The organism is Streptomyces sp. NPDC058000, from assembly GCF_042886435.1.
Taxonomy (GTDB): domain Bacteria; phylum Actinomycetota; class Actinomycetes; order Streptomycetales; family Streptomycetaceae; genus Streptomyces.
Genome location: NZ_JBHVQS010000019.1, coordinates 16,353 through 32,190, shown reverse-complemented (window position 1 = coordinate 32,190; position 15,838 = coordinate 16,353). Strand labels below are relative to the sequence as shown.

15 protein-coding genes are annotated in these 15,838 nt (G+C 73.6%); 8 read left to right on the top strand and 7 right to left on the bottom strand.

Translation table 11 applies throughout. The features are described 5' to 3' along the window. Positions 1 to 107: 107 nt before the first annotated feature. Genes ACFVT2_RS20000 through thpR form a run of 3 tightly spaced genes read left to right on the top strand, consistent with a single transcriptional unit; the run spans position 108 to position 2,663 of the window. On the top strand, positions 108 to 545 hold the full coding sequence (locus ACFVT2_RS20000; RefSeq protein ID WP_100606736.1) for a MarR family winged helix-turn-helix transcriptional regulator: 438 nt from the start codon (positions 108 to 110) through the stop codon (positions 543 to 545). Between the two features lie 28 nt (positions 546 to 573). Beyond that, on the top strand, positions 574 to 2,052 hold the full coding sequence (locus ACFVT2_RS19995; protein ID WP_390019465.1) for an MFS transporter: 1,479 nt from the start codon (positions 574 to 576) through the stop codon (positions 2,050 to 2,052). Positions 2,053 to 2,096: 44 nt separating this feature from the next. Beyond that, the gene (thpR, locus tag ACFVT2_RS19990; protein ID WP_390019462.1) at positions 2,097 to 2,663 is read left to right on the top strand and encodes an RNA 2',3'-cyclic phosphodiesterase; all 567 of its coding nucleotides are present in this window, start codon (positions 2,097 to 2,099) and stop codon (positions 2,661 to 2,663) included. 228 nt (positions 2,664 to 2,891) lie between these two features. Here thpR and ACFVT2_RS19985 read toward each other — a convergent pair whose 3' ends face one another. Both ACFVT2_RS19985 and ACFVT2_RS19980 read right to left on the bottom strand, forming a co-directional pair. Next, positions 2,892 to 3,884 (bottom strand): aldo/keto reductase, encoded by a 993-nt coding sequence (locus ACFVT2_RS19985; protein ID WP_390019459.1) that lies wholly within the window; start codon positions 3,882 to 3,884, stop codon positions 2,892 to 2,894. A 42-nt stretch (positions 3,885 to 3,926) separates the two neighbouring features. After that, positions 3,927 to 4,598 (bottom strand): GDSL-type esterase/lipase family protein, encoded by a 672-nt coding sequence (locus ACFVT2_RS19980; RefSeq protein WP_390019677.1) that lies wholly within the window; start codon positions 4,596 to 4,598, stop codon positions 3,927 to 3,929. Positions 4,599 to 4,697: 99 nt separating this feature from the next. Here ACFVT2_RS19980 and ACFVT2_RS19975 point away from each other — a divergent pair, with 99 nt between their 5' ends. After that, the gene (locus tag ACFVT2_RS19975; RefSeq protein ID WP_390019457.1) at positions 4,698 to 5,765 is read left to right on the top strand and encodes a hypothetical protein; all 1,068 of its coding nucleotides are present in this window, start codon (positions 4,698 to 4,700) and stop codon (positions 5,763 to 5,765) included. A 101-nt stretch (positions 5,766 to 5,866) separates the two neighbouring features. On the opposite strand, the gene ACFVT2_RS19970 is transcribed toward ACFVT2_RS19975, so the two are convergent. Next, complete coding sequence (locus tag ACFVT2_RS19970; RefSeq protein ID WP_390019454.1) at positions 5,867 to 6,280, bottom strand: PPOX class F420-dependent oxidoreductase; 414 nt, start codon at positions 6,278 to 6,280, stop codon at positions 5,867 to 5,869. Between the two features lie 245 nt (positions 6,281 to 6,525). Between ACFVT2_RS19970 and ACFVT2_RS19965 the strand changes: the two genes are divergently transcribed. Further along, positions 6,526 to 7,332 (top strand): DUF6333 family protein, encoded by an 807-nt coding sequence (locus tag ACFVT2_RS19965; RefSeq protein WP_390019452.1) that lies wholly within the window; start codon positions 6,526 to 6,528, stop codon positions 7,330 to 7,332. 54 nt (positions 7,333 to 7,386) lie between these two features. Here the strand turns inward: ACFVT2_RS19965 and ACFVT2_RS19960 are convergent, their stop codons facing one another. Next, a complete protein-coding gene (locus ACFVT2_RS19960) occupies positions 7,387 to 7,920 on the bottom strand; it encodes a MarR family winged helix-turn-helix transcriptional regulator (RefSeq protein ID WP_390019449.1) in 534 nt (177 codons plus the stop codon). A 102-nt stretch (positions 7,921 to 8,022) separates the two neighbouring features. Between ACFVT2_RS19960 and ACFVT2_RS19955 the strand changes: the two genes are divergently transcribed. Further along, on the top strand, positions 8,023 to 8,400 hold the full coding sequence (locus tag ACFVT2_RS19955; RefSeq protein WP_390019446.1) for a hypothetical protein: 378 nt from the start codon (positions 8,023 to 8,025) through the stop codon (positions 8,398 to 8,400). Between the two features lie 94 nt (positions 8,401 to 8,494). On the opposite strand, the gene serC is transcribed toward ACFVT2_RS19955, so the two are convergent. Next, the gene (serC, locus tag ACFVT2_RS19950; RefSeq protein WP_390019444.1) at positions 8,495 to 9,613 is read right to left on the bottom strand and encodes a phosphoserine transaminase; all 1,119 of its coding nucleotides are present in this window, start codon (positions 9,611 to 9,613) and stop codon (positions 8,495 to 8,497) included. A 186-nt stretch (positions 9,614 to 9,799) separates the two neighbouring features. After that, positions 9,800 to 10,870, bottom strand: a complete 1,071-nt coding sequence (locus ACFVT2_RS19945; protein WP_390019442.1) for a helix-turn-helix transcriptional regulator — start codon at positions 10,868 to 10,870, stop codon at positions 9,800 to 9,802. A 78-nt stretch (positions 10,871 to 10,948) separates the two neighbouring features. Here ACFVT2_RS19945 and ACFVT2_RS19940 point away from each other — a divergent pair, with 78 nt between their 5' ends. Continuing rightward, positions 10,949 to 12,415 (top strand): FAD-binding oxidoreductase, encoded by a 1,467-nt coding sequence (locus ACFVT2_RS19940; RefSeq protein WP_390019440.1) that lies wholly within the window; start codon positions 10,949 to 10,951, stop codon positions 12,413 to 12,415. Between the two features lie 61 nt (positions 12,416 to 12,476). Here the strand turns inward: ACFVT2_RS19940 and ACFVT2_RS19935 are convergent, their stop codons facing one another. Next, complete coding sequence (locus ACFVT2_RS19935; protein ID WP_390019437.1) at positions 12,477 to 12,677, bottom strand: hypothetical protein; 201 nt, start codon at positions 12,675 to 12,677, stop codon at positions 12,477 to 12,479. A gap of 105 nt (positions 12,678 to 12,782) precedes the next feature. On the opposite strand from ACFVT2_RS19935, the gene ACFVT2_RS19930 reads away from it, so the two are divergent. Then, the gene (locus tag ACFVT2_RS19930) at positions 12,783 to 15,785 is read left to right on the top strand and encodes an FAD-binding and (Fe-S)-binding domain-containing protein (protein WP_390019434.1); all 3,003 of its coding nucleotides are present in this window, start codon (positions 12,783 to 12,785) and stop codon (positions 15,783 to 15,785) included. Positions 15,786 to 15,838 lie beyond the last annotated feature (53 nt).

The window sequence follows — 15,838 nt, the reverse complement described above, 5'->3', positions numbered from 1 at the left end:
TCGCTTTCCGCGACGTCCTCACTCATACGGGTGATGCCCGGGTGACGCGGAACGGACCCGGGTGCCGCCGCTTTCCTTAGAAAGGCTAATGAGCTATGCTAAAGACTATGCCGGAACTGTCCAACGGTGTCGACGTTGACGCCGTGAATTCCCTGCGGTCCGCCGTGATGCGCCTCTCGCGCCGCCTGAAGCACCAGCGGGTCGACGAGTCGCTCAGCCCCACCGAGATGTCGGTGCTCGGCACCCTCGCCCGGTGCGGCCGGGCCACGCCCGGCGAGCTGGCCCGCAAGGAGCACGTCCAGCCGCCGTCGATGACCCGCATCGTGGCGATGCTGGAGGCCAAGGGGCTGGTCCGGCTGGAGGCCCACCCCGACGACCGCCGCCAGAAGGTGGTCACCCAGACCGAACAGGCCGAGGCGATGCTCGAAGAGAGCCGCCGCAAGCGCAATGCGTGGCTCGCCGAGCTGGCCTCAGGGCTGGACGAGGACGAGTGGGCCAAGGTGCGGGACGCCGCGCCCGTACTGGAGAAACTCGCACAGCTGTAGAGCCATGGTCCAAGGAGGCGAACCCACTTTGAGTACGGGATCCGGAGCACACTCCGCCCCCGCACCGAACTCCCACGACGACACGGTCACCGACGACGCGACCGCGACCACCCCGGGCCCCACCGAGGCCCCCGGTATCGCCGCAGGACCGGCCACCGCCGCGACTGCCACCGCCGGCACCACCGCCGGCCACGCCGCCACACCGCGCACGGGCATGTTCAGCTCCCTCCGCATACGCAACTACCGCCTCTTCGCCACCGGTCAGGTGGTCTCCAACACCGGCACCTGGATGCAGCGCATCGCCCAGGACTGGCTGGTGCTCAGCCTCACCGGCTCGTCCGGCGCGGTCGGCATCACCACCGCGCTCCAGTTCCTGCCGATGCTCCTCTTCGGCCTCTACGGCGGCGTCCTCACCGACCGCTTCGCCAAGCGCAAGCTGCTGCTGTGCACCCAGGCCGCGATGGGCCTGACCGGTCTGGCGCTGGCCGGCCTCACGCTCAGCGGCCAGGTCCAGGTCTGGCACGTCTACGCGGGCGCCTTCCTCCTCGGCCTGGTCACGGTCGTCGACAACCCGGCCCGGCAGGCGTTCGTCTCCGAAATGGTCGGCCAGCGCGACCTGCGCAACGCGGTCAGCCTGAACTCCGCCAACTTCCAGTCCGCCCGGCTGATCGGCCCGGCCGTCGCCGGTGTCCTGATCACCGCCTTCGGCAGCGGCTGGGCGTTCCTCTTCAACGGCCTGTCGTTCCTCGCCCCGCTCACCGGCCTGTTGATGATGCGCACCGCCGAACTCCACAAGGTGGACCGGATCCCGCGCAGCAAGGGGCAGCTGCGGGAGGGCCTGGACTACGTCCGCCAGCACCCCGAACTGATCTGGCCCATCGTCCTGGTCGGCTTCATCGGGACCTTCGGCTTCAACTTCCCGATCTGGCTGACCGCCTTCACCTACAAGGTCTTCCACGCCGGAGCCGGCACGTACGCGCTGTTCAACGGCCTGATGGCGGCCGGTTCGCTGATCGGTGCGCTGCTCGCGGCCCGCCGGGCCAGCTCCCGGCTGCGGATGCTGGTCGGCGCGGCGCTGGTCTTCGGCCTGCTGGAGTGCGTCGCGGCCCTGGCGCCCGGGTTCTGGGTCTTCGCAGCGCTGCTCGCCCCGATCGGCCTGGTCGGCCTGACGATCAACGTCACCGCCAACTCCAGCGTCCAGATGGCCACCGACCCGGCGATGCGCGGCCGGGTGATGAGCCTGTTCATGATGGTCTTCATGGGCGGTACGCCGCTGGGCGCGCCGCTGCTCGGCTGGGTCACCGACGCCTACGGCCCCCAGGTCGGCTTCCTCGCCGGCGGGGTGATCTCCATGGCGGCCGCGGCCCTGGTCGGCCTGGCCCTGGCCCGGTCCGGCGGACTCCGCCTCAAGATCGATCTGCGGCGCGGGCACCCGCACGTGGCGTTCGTCCCGCGGATGGGCGCCGCCGGCGAGGCGGCGGAGAAGGAGTTGGCGCCGGCGGCGTAGCCGTCTGCCGGGCACGGCGGCGATCGTGGGGCAACACTGGCCCCATGAGACTCTTCGCCGCCGTGCTGCCCCCGGCCCACTCCCTCGGCCAACTGGCCTCGGAAGTAGGCCAGTTGAAGAAGCTCCCGGACGCCGACCGGCTGCGCTGGACCGGTCACGACAGCTGGCACTTCACCCTCGCCTTCTACGGCGAGGTGCCCGAGGACGTCCTCCCCGAGCTGCACGAGCGACTGGCCCGCGCCGCCCACCGGCACGCCCCCTACGACCTGCGGATCGCCGGCGGCGGCCGGTTCGGCGACCGGGTGGTGTGGGCCGGGGCGGACGGCGACCGGCCCGCCATGCGCCACCTCGCGGACGCCACCGAGGCGGCCGGCCGCCGGGCGGGCCTGCGGATGGGCGACCACCGCCCGTACACCCCGCACCTCACCCTCGCCCGGAACCGCACCGGCGGCCTCGACCTCGTCCCGTACGCCGCGGCCCTGGCCGACTTCGAGGGCAGCCCCTGGACGGTCGAGGAGATCGCCCTGGTGCGCAGCCACCCGCCCGCGCCCGGCGTCCCCGGCAGCCAGCCGCACTACGAGCCGGTGGCGCGGTGGCCGCTGGGCGGCTGAGCCGAACACCCGGGTCGGCGAAGGGTCCGGTTCGGCCCCGGTTACGCTCAAAGGGTGGATCCCAAAACCCGTAACCGGATCATGTCCGGTCTGTTCGCCGTGCTGCTGATCGTCGTCATCGTGGCGGCGGCGCTGCGCTGACCCGAGCCGCCCGCCGGGGCGCGGGCCGCCGATCAGCCGGGCAGCAGCCGGCTCACCGGGCTCACCGGGCGCGCCGGGCTCCCGGGCTCACCAGGCGAACGCCTCCGGCGACGGCCCCGGCCCCGGGAAGACCTCGTCCAGACCCGTCAGCAGCTCCGCCGACAGCTCCAGCTCCACCGCACGCAGCGCCGAGGCGAGCTGGTCGGCGGTGCGCGGACCCACGATCGGGCCGGTCACCCCGGGCCGGCCGAGCAGCCACGCCAGGGCCACCTCGCCCGGCTCCAGGCCGTGCTTGTCGACCAGGTCCTCGTAGGACTGGATCTGCGCCCGGACGGCGGGGTCGGCGAGGGCGTCCGCGGCCCGGCCGGACGCCCGGCGCCCGCCCTCGACCCCCTTCTTGATCATCCCGCCCAGCAGCCCGCCGTGCAGCGGCGACCAGGGGATCACGCCCAGCCCGTAGCCCCGGGCGGCCGGGATGACCTCCATCTCGGCCCGCCGCTCCGCGAGGTTGTACAGGCACTGCTCGCTGACCAGGCCGTACGAACCCCGGCGCGCGGCCGTCTCGTTGGCCTGCGCGAGGTGCCAGCCGGCGTGGTTGGAGGAGCCCGCGTAGAGGATCTTCCCCTGCTGGACGAGGACGTCGACGGCCTGCCAGATCTCGTCCCAGGGTGTGTCCCGGTCGACGTGGTGGAACTGGTACAGGTCGATGTGGTCGGTGCCCAGGCGGGTCAGGCTGGCGTCCACCGCCCGACGGATGTTGAGCGCGGAGAGCTTGTCGTGGTTGGGCCAGACCGGCTCGCCGTCCGGCCCCATGTTGGCGTACACCTTGGTGGCCAGCACGGTCTTGTCCCGCCGGCCGCCGCCGCGGGCGAACCACGAGCCGATGATCTCCTCGGTGCGGCCCTTGTTCACGCCCCAGCCGTAGGCGTTGGCGGTGTCGAAGAAGTTGATGCCCGCGTCCAGCGCGGCGTCCATGATGCGGTGGCTGCCCGCCTCGTCGGTCTGCGGCCCGAAGTTCATCGTCCCGAGGACGAGGCGACTGACCTTGAGTCCGGTGCGTCCCAGCTGCGTGTACTTCATGGTCGTCCAGCCAAGCCCTTGGAGCCCGCTCGAAGCAAGCGGTCAGGGGGCGTAGCGGTCGCCGACGTCCCACGCCTGGTGCATCGCATCGGCGAACGCGCCGGCCAGCAGGTGCTCGCCCAGCACCGACGGATGGGTGCCGTCGTAGGTGGCCGTGTCGATCTCCCAGTCCTCCGGTTCGGAGGCCAGCAGCAGCGGCGAGCCGGGCGTGTCGAGGTCGGCCACCGCCTTCGCCAGCAGCTCGTTGAAGCGCGTGCACTGGTCGCCGAAGTCCGGGTCCATCAGCGTCCGCACATTGGGTATCACCGGCATCAGCACCGCCCGGATGTGCGGTCGGGCCGCCCGGGCGCGGTCCACGAAGCGCCGCACGTTCTCCGCCGTCTGCTCCGGGTCGGTGTAGAACCCGAGGTCGATCAGCCCCAGCGACACCAGCAGGGTGTCGGCCCGGTGCTCCCGCACCGCGTCCTCGATCAGCGGCGCCATGTGCAGCCAGCCCTCGCCCCAGCCGGCGAGGTGGCACTGCGCCTTCTCGGGGAAGGCCGGGTCGGCGTACGCGGGGGAGTCCGCGGCGCCGGTGGCCGGGTCGTGGAGCGTGCGGCGCGGTCCGACGATGCGGTACGGGCCGGCGTACGTCGCGTTGAGGTGCTGCCACATCCGGTAGCGCCACGTGAAGTCGCCGGAGCTGCCGATCGTCATGGAGTCCCCGACGCACATGATCCTCATCTGGCCATGATGGCCGAGAACGCTACCGCCGGGTACGTGACGCTGGCCACGCCGCCCCGGGCGACCGGGCGCCATGGCAGGCTGTGCCCCATGTATGCCGCCGTGCGCCGCCCCCGGAGCCCGCGACGTCCGCTCCCCTGCGCGGCGGGGGTGGCGGCCGCGGCGCTAGCGCTGCTGACCGCGACGGGCGGGCCGGCCGCGGCCGCGGAGCCCGACGGCTTCACCCTCACCGACCCCCGGATCACCGAGTCCAGCGGCCTGGCCGCCAGTCGAGCCCATCCCGGCATCTACTGGACGCACAACGACAGCGACGACGGCCCCTACGTCTACGCCGTCGACGCCGCCACCGGCCGGACGGTCGCCACCGTCACCCTGCGCGGCATCGGGGCGCCGCGCGACGTCGAGGCGATCTCGGTCGGCCCGGACGGCCAGGACGGCCAGGTCTACGTTGGCGACATCGGCGACAACCTCGGCGGCAGCTGGGACCACGTCTGGATCTACCGCTTCCCCGAGCCGAAGCAGCTGCGCGACGTCACCGTCACCGCCGAGCAGTTCACCGTCCGGTACGCGGACGGGCCGCGGGACGCGGAGGCGTTGATGGTGCACCCGAAGACCGGCCGGGTCTACCTCGCCAGCAAGAAGCAGGGTGGCGGGGCCGCGCTCTACGAGGGCCCGGCCCGGTTGTCCACCTCCGGGAGCAACACCTTCCGCAAGGTCGCCCTGGTGGACCTGTGGGTGACCGACGGCGCGTTCTCCCCGGACGGCACCCGGCTGGTGCTGCGCGGCTACTTCGGGGCGCGGATGTACCGCTGGCGGGACGGCCGCCCGGACGACCTCGGCGGGGCGGCGGTGCCGCTGCAACGGCAGGGCGAGTCGGTCAGCTTCACCCCCGACGGCCGCACGCTGATGTACGGGTCGGAGGGGCGCGGCAGCCAGGTCGAGCCGGTGGCGCTCAGCGGGGAGCAACTCCCGGACAGGGCCCGGCGGGACGGCGGCGCGGCTCACGGGGACGTGTCCGGTGGGGACGGCGCGGACGGGCGGCCGGGCGAGCGGTCCGGCGACCCGGCGCCCAGCTACGGCAAGGGGGCGCTGGTGCTGGCGGGGGCGACGGCGCTGGTACTGGCCATCCGGAGCCTGCTGCGGCGGGGCCGCCGCTAGGGTCCTCGTCGGGCTGTGGGGCTGGCGGGCTGTTGGCCCGTCGGACTGTCGGTCCGTCGGTCGGTCTGTTGGGCTGTCGGCCCGGGGGCCCGCCGCCCCGGCTACACCTCTGGCGCGTCCTCTACCGGCCGTAGCTCGTAGTGGAGCGTGCGCTCGCGCCGCAGTCGGTGGACGAGCGGCACCACCAGCCCGTGGATGAGCGGGTACTTCCGCGTCAACGACCGTTCGGCGCGCCGGTATTCGCGGGTGGTCGGGTCGAGCAGCCGGGCCCGGGCCCGGACGGTGGGGCCGGTGGGCCTCCCGCGCCAGGTCGAGGCGCAGAACTCCACCTCGGGGAAGTTCCGCATCCGTTTGACCTTCCAGGCGCTGCCGAAGGTGCGGAAGTAGGCGTGGTCGCCGTCCACCGCGAGGTTGACCGGGGTGTCGACGCCGGTGCCGTCCTTCTTGTAGGTGGTCAGCAGGATCGTTCCCTGCCGCTCGAAGGGGGCGAGGCCGGGGCTGGGAGGAGTCCGCATGCCTCCATGGAGGCACATCCGGCCCGTTTCGTCACGTCTCGTCGCGGTGCGTCCCGTGCGGCGGCCGGTCGCGGTGCGCCCATTCGGGGACGCGGCCGGGGCTCCGGGCGCCCGGGCGGCGATGGCCGCGTACGCAGCTTCTTGGCGGTGCGCCGCTTCCGGCGGCTGGGTCGCTGACGCCGCGCTCCTACGAGGCGCCTCGGTCCTCGAACCGCGTTGTCAGTAGCGGCAGTTACGGTGCAGACATGGCTGACGCAGATGTCCACGAAGACGGTATCGACCTGAATGAGGAGTCTGCTGAGGGGTCTGATGAGGGGTCTGATGAGGAGTCCGATGAGGAGTCCGACCCGAACGAGGAGGTGAAGCTCTGGCGCGGCGCCGAGATCGACCTGACCTTGATTTTCCCGCCGTTCCCCACCCCGGGCGCCGGCGCCGCGGTCCGGGCTCCGCACGACCCGGTGCGCGCCCGCCGGTTCGTCGAGGAGCTGAGCACCGTCGCCGAGGTGCTGGAGCAGCTTCCGGACCGCCCCGTCGACGACATACCGGCGCCGGAGGTGCGTGCCGACCTCGACTGCGTCGCGGTCGGCTGCTGGGGCAACGTTGTCTGCTTCCTCGACCCGGCGCTGGGCAGCGACATGCTCAGCCCGGCGATGGAGGAGGAGATAGCGCGGCAGCGCGAACGGTACCCGGAGGCCCGGATCGTCGGGTCGGTCGAACTCGACTACGGAAACTCCTACCTGGAGGACCATGTGGTCCTGCCCAGCGGCGAGCAGTTGTTCGTCGGCGGCTGGGACTGCGATGGCGATGACGCGTGGACGTATGCCGGCGATCCGGGGGAGATCCTGCGCGCCATAGGCGTCGACCGCGAGACCGCGGCGGGAGCGGGCTTCGACCTCGACGAGGAGCCGCGCGAGCGCAGCTGGAGCGCTCTCGGGGCGCTGGTGGTCGGGCGGTTCGTCTACACCGGCGAGGAGCCCACGGTCTCCTACTTCCGCGTCCGCCGCACCGAGGATGGCGCCTACAGCCGCGACGAGGTGTGGTTCTCCCGGTAGTAGCCGTTTCAGGGGGTGGGGCTCAAGGGCCTGTCCGGTAGATCGGAGTGGGCCTCAGGGCCTGTCCGGTGGATCATGGTCGGGTGGGCCCTGGCCCTCCAGGCCGGGGCTCGCAGCCTCCTCGTAGGCGCGCAGCGTGTCGATGAACAGCTGCCGCTGATCCGGTGTCAGCGGCGCCAGGGCGCGGCGCCAGGCGGTAGCTCCGCCGGCCAGCCAGCTGTCGATGGCCGGGCGCTTGGCGTCGCTGATGCTGACGATGCGCCGGCGGCGGTCGGACGGGTCCTCGCGGCGCTCCAGGATCCCCTTCCGGCTGAGCTCGCCGATCATCAGGCTCACCGTCGTCGGCGCCACTTCCAGCCGGGCGGCCAGGTCGTTGACGGTCATCGGGCCGTCGAAGAGCAGGTACGACAGTAGCGACAGGTGCCGGGGCGCCAGCGCGAGTGACTGGAGTTCCTCCGGCACCGTCAGTCGCTTGACCCGGCCGACCATGCGGGGCATGAGCAGCAGCAGTGCCCGGACGGCGGCATCGACGTCGGGCCCGGGCCCTTCGGCTGCTGCTTGGCCCTGCGCACGGCGCTCCGTTGACATCGCCCCTCACTCCATTTAGCTTTACCTTCAAAGATGCTTTGCATGCAAAGGTAATTCCGCTCGCCGGTCCTAGCCGACCGGCTCGTCGAACGGAGATTTCCCGTGCCGCACCTCAACGTACAGATCGCCGAGGAACTCCTCGACGGCCAGGTGGAGACGAAGCTCATCCAGGCCCTGACCGAAGGGGTCGCCGACGTCTTCGGCGACTGGGGGCGCAGCCGGGCGTCCGTGGACCTCCTCGGCCTGCCGCGTGAGCGCCGAGGCCGGGGCGGGGTGCCCGGCGCGGCGCCCGCCCCGATCGTCACCCTGACGATGCGGGACGGCGCCTTCACCCGCGCCGGGGACACCCCCGCGCGGCTCGTCGCGGCACTGACCGACCGGACCGTGGGTGTCCTCGGCGAGGGCACCCGAGACGAGTTGTCCGTGGTGCTGGTGGGGATCCCGGCCGGACGGTCGGGCGTGGGCGGTGACGTCGCCTGATCGGCCGTTCTCCGCGTACGACCCCGGCACGCGGAGGGCCCCGGCGGTCTTGCTGCCCGCCGGGGCCCTCCGTATGCGCGTCGGTGCGGTGCCGTTACAGCTGGCCGACCACGTAGTCGATGCAGGCCGTCAGCGCCTCGACGTCCGCCGGGTCGATCGCCGGGAACATCGCGATCCGCAGCTGGTTGCGGCCGAGCTTGCGGTACGGCTCGGTGTCGACGATGCCGTTGGCGCGCAGCGCCTTGGCGATCGCCGCCGCGTCGATGTCGTCGTTGAAGTCGATCGTGCCGATGACCTGCGAGCGCTTCGCCGGGTCGGTGACGAACGGGGTGGCGTACTTGGAGTCCTCGGCCCAGCCGTAGAGGGTGCGCGAGGAGGCGCCGGTGCGGCCGACCGCCCAGTCCAGGCCGCCCTGGCCGTTGATCCACTCCAGCTGCTCGTTGAGCAGGAAGAGGGTGGCGAGGGAGGGGGTGTTGTACGTCTGGTTCTTCAGGGAGTTGTCGATCGCCGTGGGGAGCGAGAAGAACTCCGGGACGTGGCGGCCGGACGCGTGGATGGCGCGGGCGCGCTCCAGGGCGGCCGGGGAGAAGACGCCGAGCCACAGTCCGCCGTCCGAGGCGAACGACTTCTGGGGCGCGAAGTAGTAGACGTCGGTCTGGGTGATGTCCACCGGGAGACCACCGGCGCCGGAGGTGGCGTCGACCAGCACCAGGGAGCCCTCGTCGGCGCCGGCCACCCGCTGGATCGGGGCCGCGACACCGGTCGAGGTCTCGTTGTGGGTGAAGGCGTAGGCGTCCACGCCCGCCTCGGCGACCGGCTCCGGGTGGGTGCCCGGGTCGGCGGAGATGACGGTGGGCTCGGCCAGCCACGGCGCCTGCTTGGCGGCCTTGGCGAACTTCGAGGAGAACTCGCCGAACGACAGGTGCTGCGACTTGTTCTCGATCAGACCGTGCGTCGCGACGTCCCAGAACGCGGTGGAACCGCCGTTTCCGAGGACGACCTCGTAGCCCTCGGGGAGCTGGAAGAGGTCGTGCACGCCCTGCCGCACCTTGCCGACCAGGTTCTTGACCGGGGCCTGGCGGTGGGAGGTGCCGAGCAGCGAGGTACCGGTGGCGGCCAGCGCGTCGAGCGCCTCCGTACGCACCTTGGAGGGGCCCGCGCCGAAGCGTCCGTCGGCGGGCTTGAGGTCAGCGGGGATCTCGATATCAGCCACGGGGGAAGCCTAAGGGGTCGCGCGGGGGTCGGGTGGAGCGTCCAGCCGGTGAGATGACCTGCGGTCGGAGTGTGGACACGGGGCATCACAGGCGCCTCACGAGCACCTCGCGGGCGTCTCAGAGGCGTTTCGCAGGCGCCTCACGGGCACCTCACGAGCACCTCACGTCCGAAGGGCGCGGGGTGGCTATGCGCCGCCCGCCGCGCTGTCCGCTGCGCCGTCCGCCGCGTAGAGGCCGGTGAGCGCCGCCGCGGCGTCGGCCAGCACCCGGCGGGCCTCGGGCGGGTCCAGCACCTCCAGGGAGTCGCCGAACTGGAGCAGTTGGCGGACGGCGGAGAGCACCGGATAGCCGAGCTCCAGGACCGCCCAGCCGTCCGCGGCCCCCGCCCCGTGGCGTGGCGCCTCCTCCCCGCCTCCCCGCGCTTCCCCGCCTTCCCCCTCTTCCCCGTCCGCCGCGTCCCCCGTCCGTGGCGGCCCGGTCAGCGCGCCGCCCAGGATCCGCACCGCCAGGTCCAGCCGCTCCCGGCGGATCCGGGCGGTCACCCGTACCGGCGCCGGCCGCTCCTCCACCTGCCGCCGCAACTGCGCCCAGACCTCCGCCAGTTCCACGCCCGGCCGCCGCCGGACCGGGGCGTCGGTGACGGCCGCCGACGCGACCCGGTCGGCCCGGAACAGCTGCGGCCGGCCGCGCCGGTCGGCGACCAGGTACCAGGTCCCGGCCTTGGCGACCAGCCCGTACGGGTCGACGGTGTAGGTGCGCAGCCGGGTCTCGCCGCCGTGCCGATAGCGGATCCGTAGCCGCCGGTCGGTGAAGACGGCGGTCTGCAACTCGTCCAGGTCCACCGCCGGGCGGGGGCCGCCGAGCCAGCGGTCGGGGTCCACCAGGATGCGTCGGCCGGCCAGTTCGGCGGCCGGGCGGTGCGGGGCCGGCAGCGCCGCCATCACCTTGCGCAGCGCCGAGCCCAGCGCGTCGTCCAGGCCGAGCGCGTGGTGCGCGCCCTGCGCGGCCAGGATGAACAGCGCCCGGGCCTCGTCGGTGGTCAGCCCCGTGACGTCCGTCCGGAAGCCGGGCAGCAGCGCGATCCCGCCGTGCCGGCCGCGCTCGGCGTAGACCGGGACTCCGGACGCCGACAGCGCCTCGACGTCCCGGTAGACGGTGCGGGTGGAGACCTCCAGGCGCGCGGCCAGTTCGCTCGCCGGGACCCGGCCGCGGGTCTGGAGGAGCAGCAGGATCGAGAGCAGACGGTCGGCCTTCACCCCCGGTTTATATCCCGCCGCTCAACTCCCCTTTAAATATGACGGCCGATGTCAAGTTATTGGCCGAGAGTGCGACGCATGACGACGACCGAAGCACTCGCCCCCACCTCCCGACCCGCCGCTGCCGGCCCGGCCACCGCCCCCGCCCCGCTCGCCCCGGAGGCGGTGGTGGACCTCGTACGGCAGGTCGGCGGGCCCGTGTTCCACCCCGGTGACGAGGGCTACGACGCCGAGCGGTCCGGGTTCCAGGCCGGCTACCGGCACCGCCCCGCCGTCATCGTCGGCGCGACGGACGCCGCGGACGTGGCCGCCGCGGTCGGCTTCGCCCGCGCCCAGCGGCTGCCGGTCGCAGTCCAGGTCACCGGGCACGGCCTCTCCACCGCCACCGACGGCGGACTGCTGATCAGCACGCGGCGGATGACCGACGTCACCGTGGACCCCGTGGCGGGCACCGCACGGGTCGCCGCGGGCGCCGTCTGGGGCCAGGTCGTCGCGGCGGCCGCCCCGCACGGGCTCGCCCCGCTCAACGGCTCCTCGCCCGGCGTCGGCGTGGTCTCGTACACCCTCGGGGGCGGGGTCGGGGTGCTGGCCCGCACCTACGGGTTCGCCGCCGACCACGTCCGGGCCGTCGACCTGGTCACCGCCGACGGGCGCCCGGTCCGGGTCACCGCCGACACCGACCCCGACCTCTTCTGGGGGCTGCTCGGCGGCGGACACGGCCTCGGGGTGGTCACCGGCATGGAGTTCGGGCTGGTGCCGGTGGCCCGGCTCTACGGCGGTCAACTCGTCTTCGGCGCCGAGCAGATCGACGACGCACTCGCCGCGTACCTGCGCTGGACCGACACCGTCCCCGACGCCCTGACCTCCTCACTCGCGCTGATCGTCTACCCCGACCTGCCGCAGCTGCCGGCCCCGCTGCGCGGCCGGCACCTCCTCCAGATCCGGATCGCGTACACCGGCCCCGCCGAGGAGGGCGCGCGCCTGGTGGCGCCGCTGCGCGCGGTCGGCCCGGTGGTCGGCGACGACCTGCGTGAGATGCCCTACGAGGAGTCCCACACCATCCACCGCGACCCCAGCGACCCGCACGCCTACAACGGCGACAACGCGCTGCTCAGCGGGTTGGACGCGGCGGCGCTGCAACGGGTGGCCGCACTGACCGGGCCGGCCGCGCCGATGATGGTGGTGGTGCAGCTCAACCACCTGGGCGGGGCGCTGGCGACCGGCCCCACCGGCGGTACCGGGGCCGGGGCGGTGGGCCACCGGGACGCCCGGTTCGCGCTGCGGTTGCTGTCGCCGCTGGGCGACGCCGACCCCGAGGGCGACCTGGCGACCGTACGGGAGGTGCACGCGGCGGCGCTGGCGGCGGTCGAGCCCTGGCGGATCGGACGGAGCGTCAACTTCCTCCTCGGCGAGCAGCGGGGGCGGGCGGACGCGGCGGAGGTGGCCCGCAGCACCCACGGGACGGCGGCCCGGTCCCGGTTGGCGGACCTCAAGGCCGCGCACGACCCGGAGAACGTCTTCCGCTTCCACCCTTACGAGGCGTGAGCCCCGGTACGAGGCGTGAGCCTTCGTACGCCGGCCGCTCGAACGACCGGCACCCGCCCGGCTAGCTGAAGATCGCCGCCAGCACGATCAGCGCCACGAGGATGGCGAGGGTCTCCCACCGGGCCGCGCGGCGCAGCGTGTCCATCGACGAATGACCGCCGGACGACCGGTGCGGCTGCCAGGGCAAGGAATCGTCCGACGAGTGGTGGGAGGAGTGGTGGGCCGTGTGGTGGGAGGCGCCACCGGACGTGTCGTCGCTCATGCGTTCCATGCTAGGTCCTGTCCGGTGGTTCATGGCCGGGTCCGCGGCGACACCGTTATCCACAGCCCTTGATCCGCCCCCACCCTCTCTGCGCACCCTGGAGTCATGGCTGATCGCACGGAGACGGACAAGCGGAACGGCGGCGGACCCGGCACGAGCGGACGGGGAACGGATCGGGCGGCGGCCGCCCGCCGCGACCTGGCGCGCGAACTCACCGCGGCGGTACGGGGCGAGGTCTCGGCCACCGCCGCCGACCGGGCCCTGATGACGATGGACGCGTCCAACTACCGGCGGGTCCCGGACGCGGTGGTCGCGCCCCGGGACGCCGAGGACGTCGCCGCGGCGCTACGGGTCTGTCGCGAACGCGGCGTCCCGGTGGTGCCGCGCGGCGGCGGCACCAGCATCGCCGGACAGGCCACCGGCACCGGCGTCGTCCTGGACTTCACCCGCCACCTGCGCCGGATCGTCGCAGTGGACCCCGTGACCCGCACCGCCGTCGTCCAGCCCGGCGTCATCCTCGACGACCTCCGGGCCGCGGCCGCCCCGCACGGGCTGACCTTCGGCCCCGACCCCTCCACCCACAGCCGCTGCACCCTCGGCGGCATGATCGGCAACAACTCCTGCGGCTCGCACTCGGTCGCCTGGGGCACCACCGCCGACAACGTCCACACCCTGGACCTGCTCACCTACGGCGGCGAACCGGTCCGGGCAGGCCGCGGCACCGACCCCGAAGGCCGCCCCACCGGCCTCCCGCCACGCCTGCGCGACGGCGTCAAGGCCCTCGTGGACCGGGAGTTGGCGCTGCTGCGCACCGGCTACCCGACCGGCCTCCCGCGCCGGATCTCCGGCTACGCCCTGGACGCGCTGCTCCCCGAGGCGGGCACCGACCTGGCCCGTGCCCTCACCGGCAGCGAGGGCACCCTCGGGGTCGTCACGGAGGCCACCGTCCGGCTCGTCGAGGCCCCCGCGGCCCGTGCGCTGGCCGTCCTCGCCTACCCCGACGAGAGCGCCGCCGCCGAGGCCGCACACACCCTCCTGCCACATGAGCCGCTGACCGTCGAGGGCATGGCCGCCGACCTGGTCGGCAAGGGCGCCGCCGGGCTGCCCGACGGCGGCGCCTGGCTGTTCGTCGAGACCGGCGGGGCGAGCCGCGCCGAGGCCGCCGCCCGGGCCGAGGCGCTGTGCCGCGCGGCGCGGGCGGACGGCGCCACCGGCCACGCCCTCGTCACCGACCCGGCCGGTCAACGCGCCCTCTGGCGGATCCGCGAGGACGCCTCCGGCACCGCGACCCGCACGCCCGACGGCAGAGAGGCATGGCCCGGCTGGGAGGACTGCGCCGTCCCACCGGCCCAACTCGGGCCCTACCTACGGGACTTCCGCGCCCTGCTCGCCCAGCACGGCCTGCGCGGTACCCCCTACGGCCACTTCGGTGACGGCTGCATCCACGTCCGGATCGACTTCGACCTGCTCACCCCGCCCGGCATCCGCCGCTTCCGGGAGTTCTCCACCGACCTGGCCGCCCTGGTGGTGGCGCACGGCGGTTCGCTCTCCGGCGAGCACGGCGACGGACAGGCCCGCGCCGAACTCCTCCCCGCGATGTACGGGGAAGAACTGGTCGGCCTCTTCGGCCGGTTCAAGGACCTCTGGGACCCGGCCGCGGGCCTCAACCCCGGCATGCTGGTCCGCCCGGCCCGCCTCGACGACAACCTCCGCTTCGCCCCGCTGCCCAAGGGGCCGGTCCCGGTCGAGTTCGGCTACCCACACGACGGCGGCGACTTCTCCGCCGCCGTTCGCCGCTGCGTCGGCGTAGCCAAGTGCCGTACGGAACAGTTGAGTTCAGGTTCGACGGACGTTATGTGCCCGTCCTTCCGGGCGACCGGCGAGGAGCAGCACTCCACCCGCGGGCGCGCCCGGCTGCTGCACGAGATGCTGGCCGGTGAGGTGGTCACCGACGGCTGGCGCTCCCCGGAGGTGCGCGAAGCGCTCGACCTCTGCCTCTCCTGCAAGGGCTGCCGCAGCGACTGCCCCGTAGGGGTCGACATGGCCACCTACAAGGCGGAGTTCCTGCACCACCACTACGCGGGCCGGCTCCGCCCCGCCGCCCACTACACCATGGGCCGCCTGCCCCAGTGGCTGCGCGCCGCCGCCCCCGCGGCGCCGGTCCTCAACGCGCTCGCCCGCACCCCACTGGCCGCGGTCGCCAAGCGGCTCGGCGGGATCGCGCCGGAGCGGGAGATCCCGGAGCTGGCGCGGGAGACGTTCCGCCGGTGGTGGTGGCGCCGGCACACGACGACGGGTGCGCCTACGGGCGGCCGGACCGTCGTCCTCTGGCCGGACACCTTCACCAACTTCCTCTCCCCGGAGGTGGGGCGGGCCGCCGTCCGCGTCCTGGAGGCCGCCGGACTGCGGCCCCTGCTCCCACCCACCGCACCCCTGGCGGCCCGCCCGGCACTCCCGCTGCCCCGCCTGCCCCGCCCCGGCCTCTGCTGCGGCCTGACCTACGTCTCCACCGGCCAGCTCACCCAGGCCCGGGCCGTCATGCGGCGGACGGTGGAGGTGCTCAGCCCCCTCGTACGCCCCGGCCGCCCCTTGGTCGTCCTCGAACCGAGCTGCGCCGCGGCGCTCCGCACCGACCTGCCGGAGCTGCTCGCCGACGACCCCCGCGCCGCCCGGCTCGCCGCCGCCGTCCGCACCTTCGCCGAGGTGCTGGAGGAGCTCGCCCCCGACTGGGTCCCGCCCCGCCTCGACCGACCGGTCGCCGGCCAGACCCACTGCCATCAGCACGCGGTCCTCGGCGACGCCGCCGACCGCCGACTCCGCGAACGGGCCGGTCTGGACGGGACGTTGAGTGGCGGCTGCTGCGGTCTGGCCGGCAACTTCGGCTTCGAACGCGGCCACTACGACGTCTCGGTCGCCTGCGCCGAGGACCAACTCCTGCCCGCCGTAAGGGAGGCCGGCCCGGACACCGAGATCCTCGCCGACGGCTTCTCCTGCCGCACCCAGCTCGCCCAACTCGGCGACCGCCGGGGACGACACCTGGCGGAGGTCCTGGCGGAGGGGCTGGACGCGGGGCAGACGTGGGAGACGGGGGAGGGGGCGGGGAGCTAGCCGGTCGGCGGGCCCATCGGCCGGAGGGCCGGCGGCCGTGCCCCGGATGTCGC

Bases quoted from the DNA above. Each gene is read 5' to 3' on its own strand.
- thpR (WP_390019462.1), top strand. From the start codon at position 2,097: ATGAGACTCTTCGCCGCCGTGCTGCCCCCGGCCCACTCCCTCGGCCAA.
- ACFVT2_RS19960 (WP_390019449.1), bottom strand. From the start codon at position 7,920: ATGTCAACGGAGCGCCGTGCGCAGGGCCAAGCAGCAGCCGAAGGGCCC.
- ACFVT2_RS19980 (WP_390019677.1), bottom strand. From the start codon at position 4,598: ATGTGCGTCGGGGACTCCATGACGATCGGCAGCTCCGGCGACTTCACG.
- ACFVT2_RS20000 (WP_100606736.1), top strand. From the start codon at position 108: ATGCCGGAACTGTCCAACGGTGTCGACGTTGACGCCGTGAATTCCCTG.
- ACFVT2_RS19975 (WP_390019457.1), top strand. From the start codon at position 4,698: ATGTATGCCGCCGTGCGCCGCCCCCGGAGCCCGCGACGTCCGCTCCCC.
- ACFVT2_RS19935 (WP_390019437.1), bottom strand. From the start codon at position 12,677: ATGAGCGACGACACGTCCGGTGGCGCCTCCCACCACACGGCCCACCAC.
- ACFVT2_RS19985 (WP_390019459.1), bottom strand. From the start codon at position 3,884: ATGAAGTACACGCAGCTGGGACGCACCGGACTCAAGGTCAGTCGCCTC.
- ACFVT2_RS19940 (WP_390019440.1), top strand. From the start codon at position 10,949: ATGACGACGACCGAAGCACTCGCCCCCACCTCCCGACCCGCCGCTGCC.
- ACFVT2_RS19970 (WP_390019454.1), bottom strand. From the start codon at position 6,280: ATGCGGACTCCTCCCAGCCCCGGCCTCGCCCCCTTCGAGCGGCAGGGA.
- ACFVT2_RS19965 (WP_390019452.1), top strand. From the start codon at position 6,526: ATGGCTGACGCAGATGTCCACGAAGACGGTATCGACCTGAATGAGGAG.
- ACFVT2_RS19930 (WP_390019434.1), top strand. From the start codon at position 12,783: ATGGCTGATCGCACGGAGACGGACAAGCGGAACGGCGGCGGACCCGGC.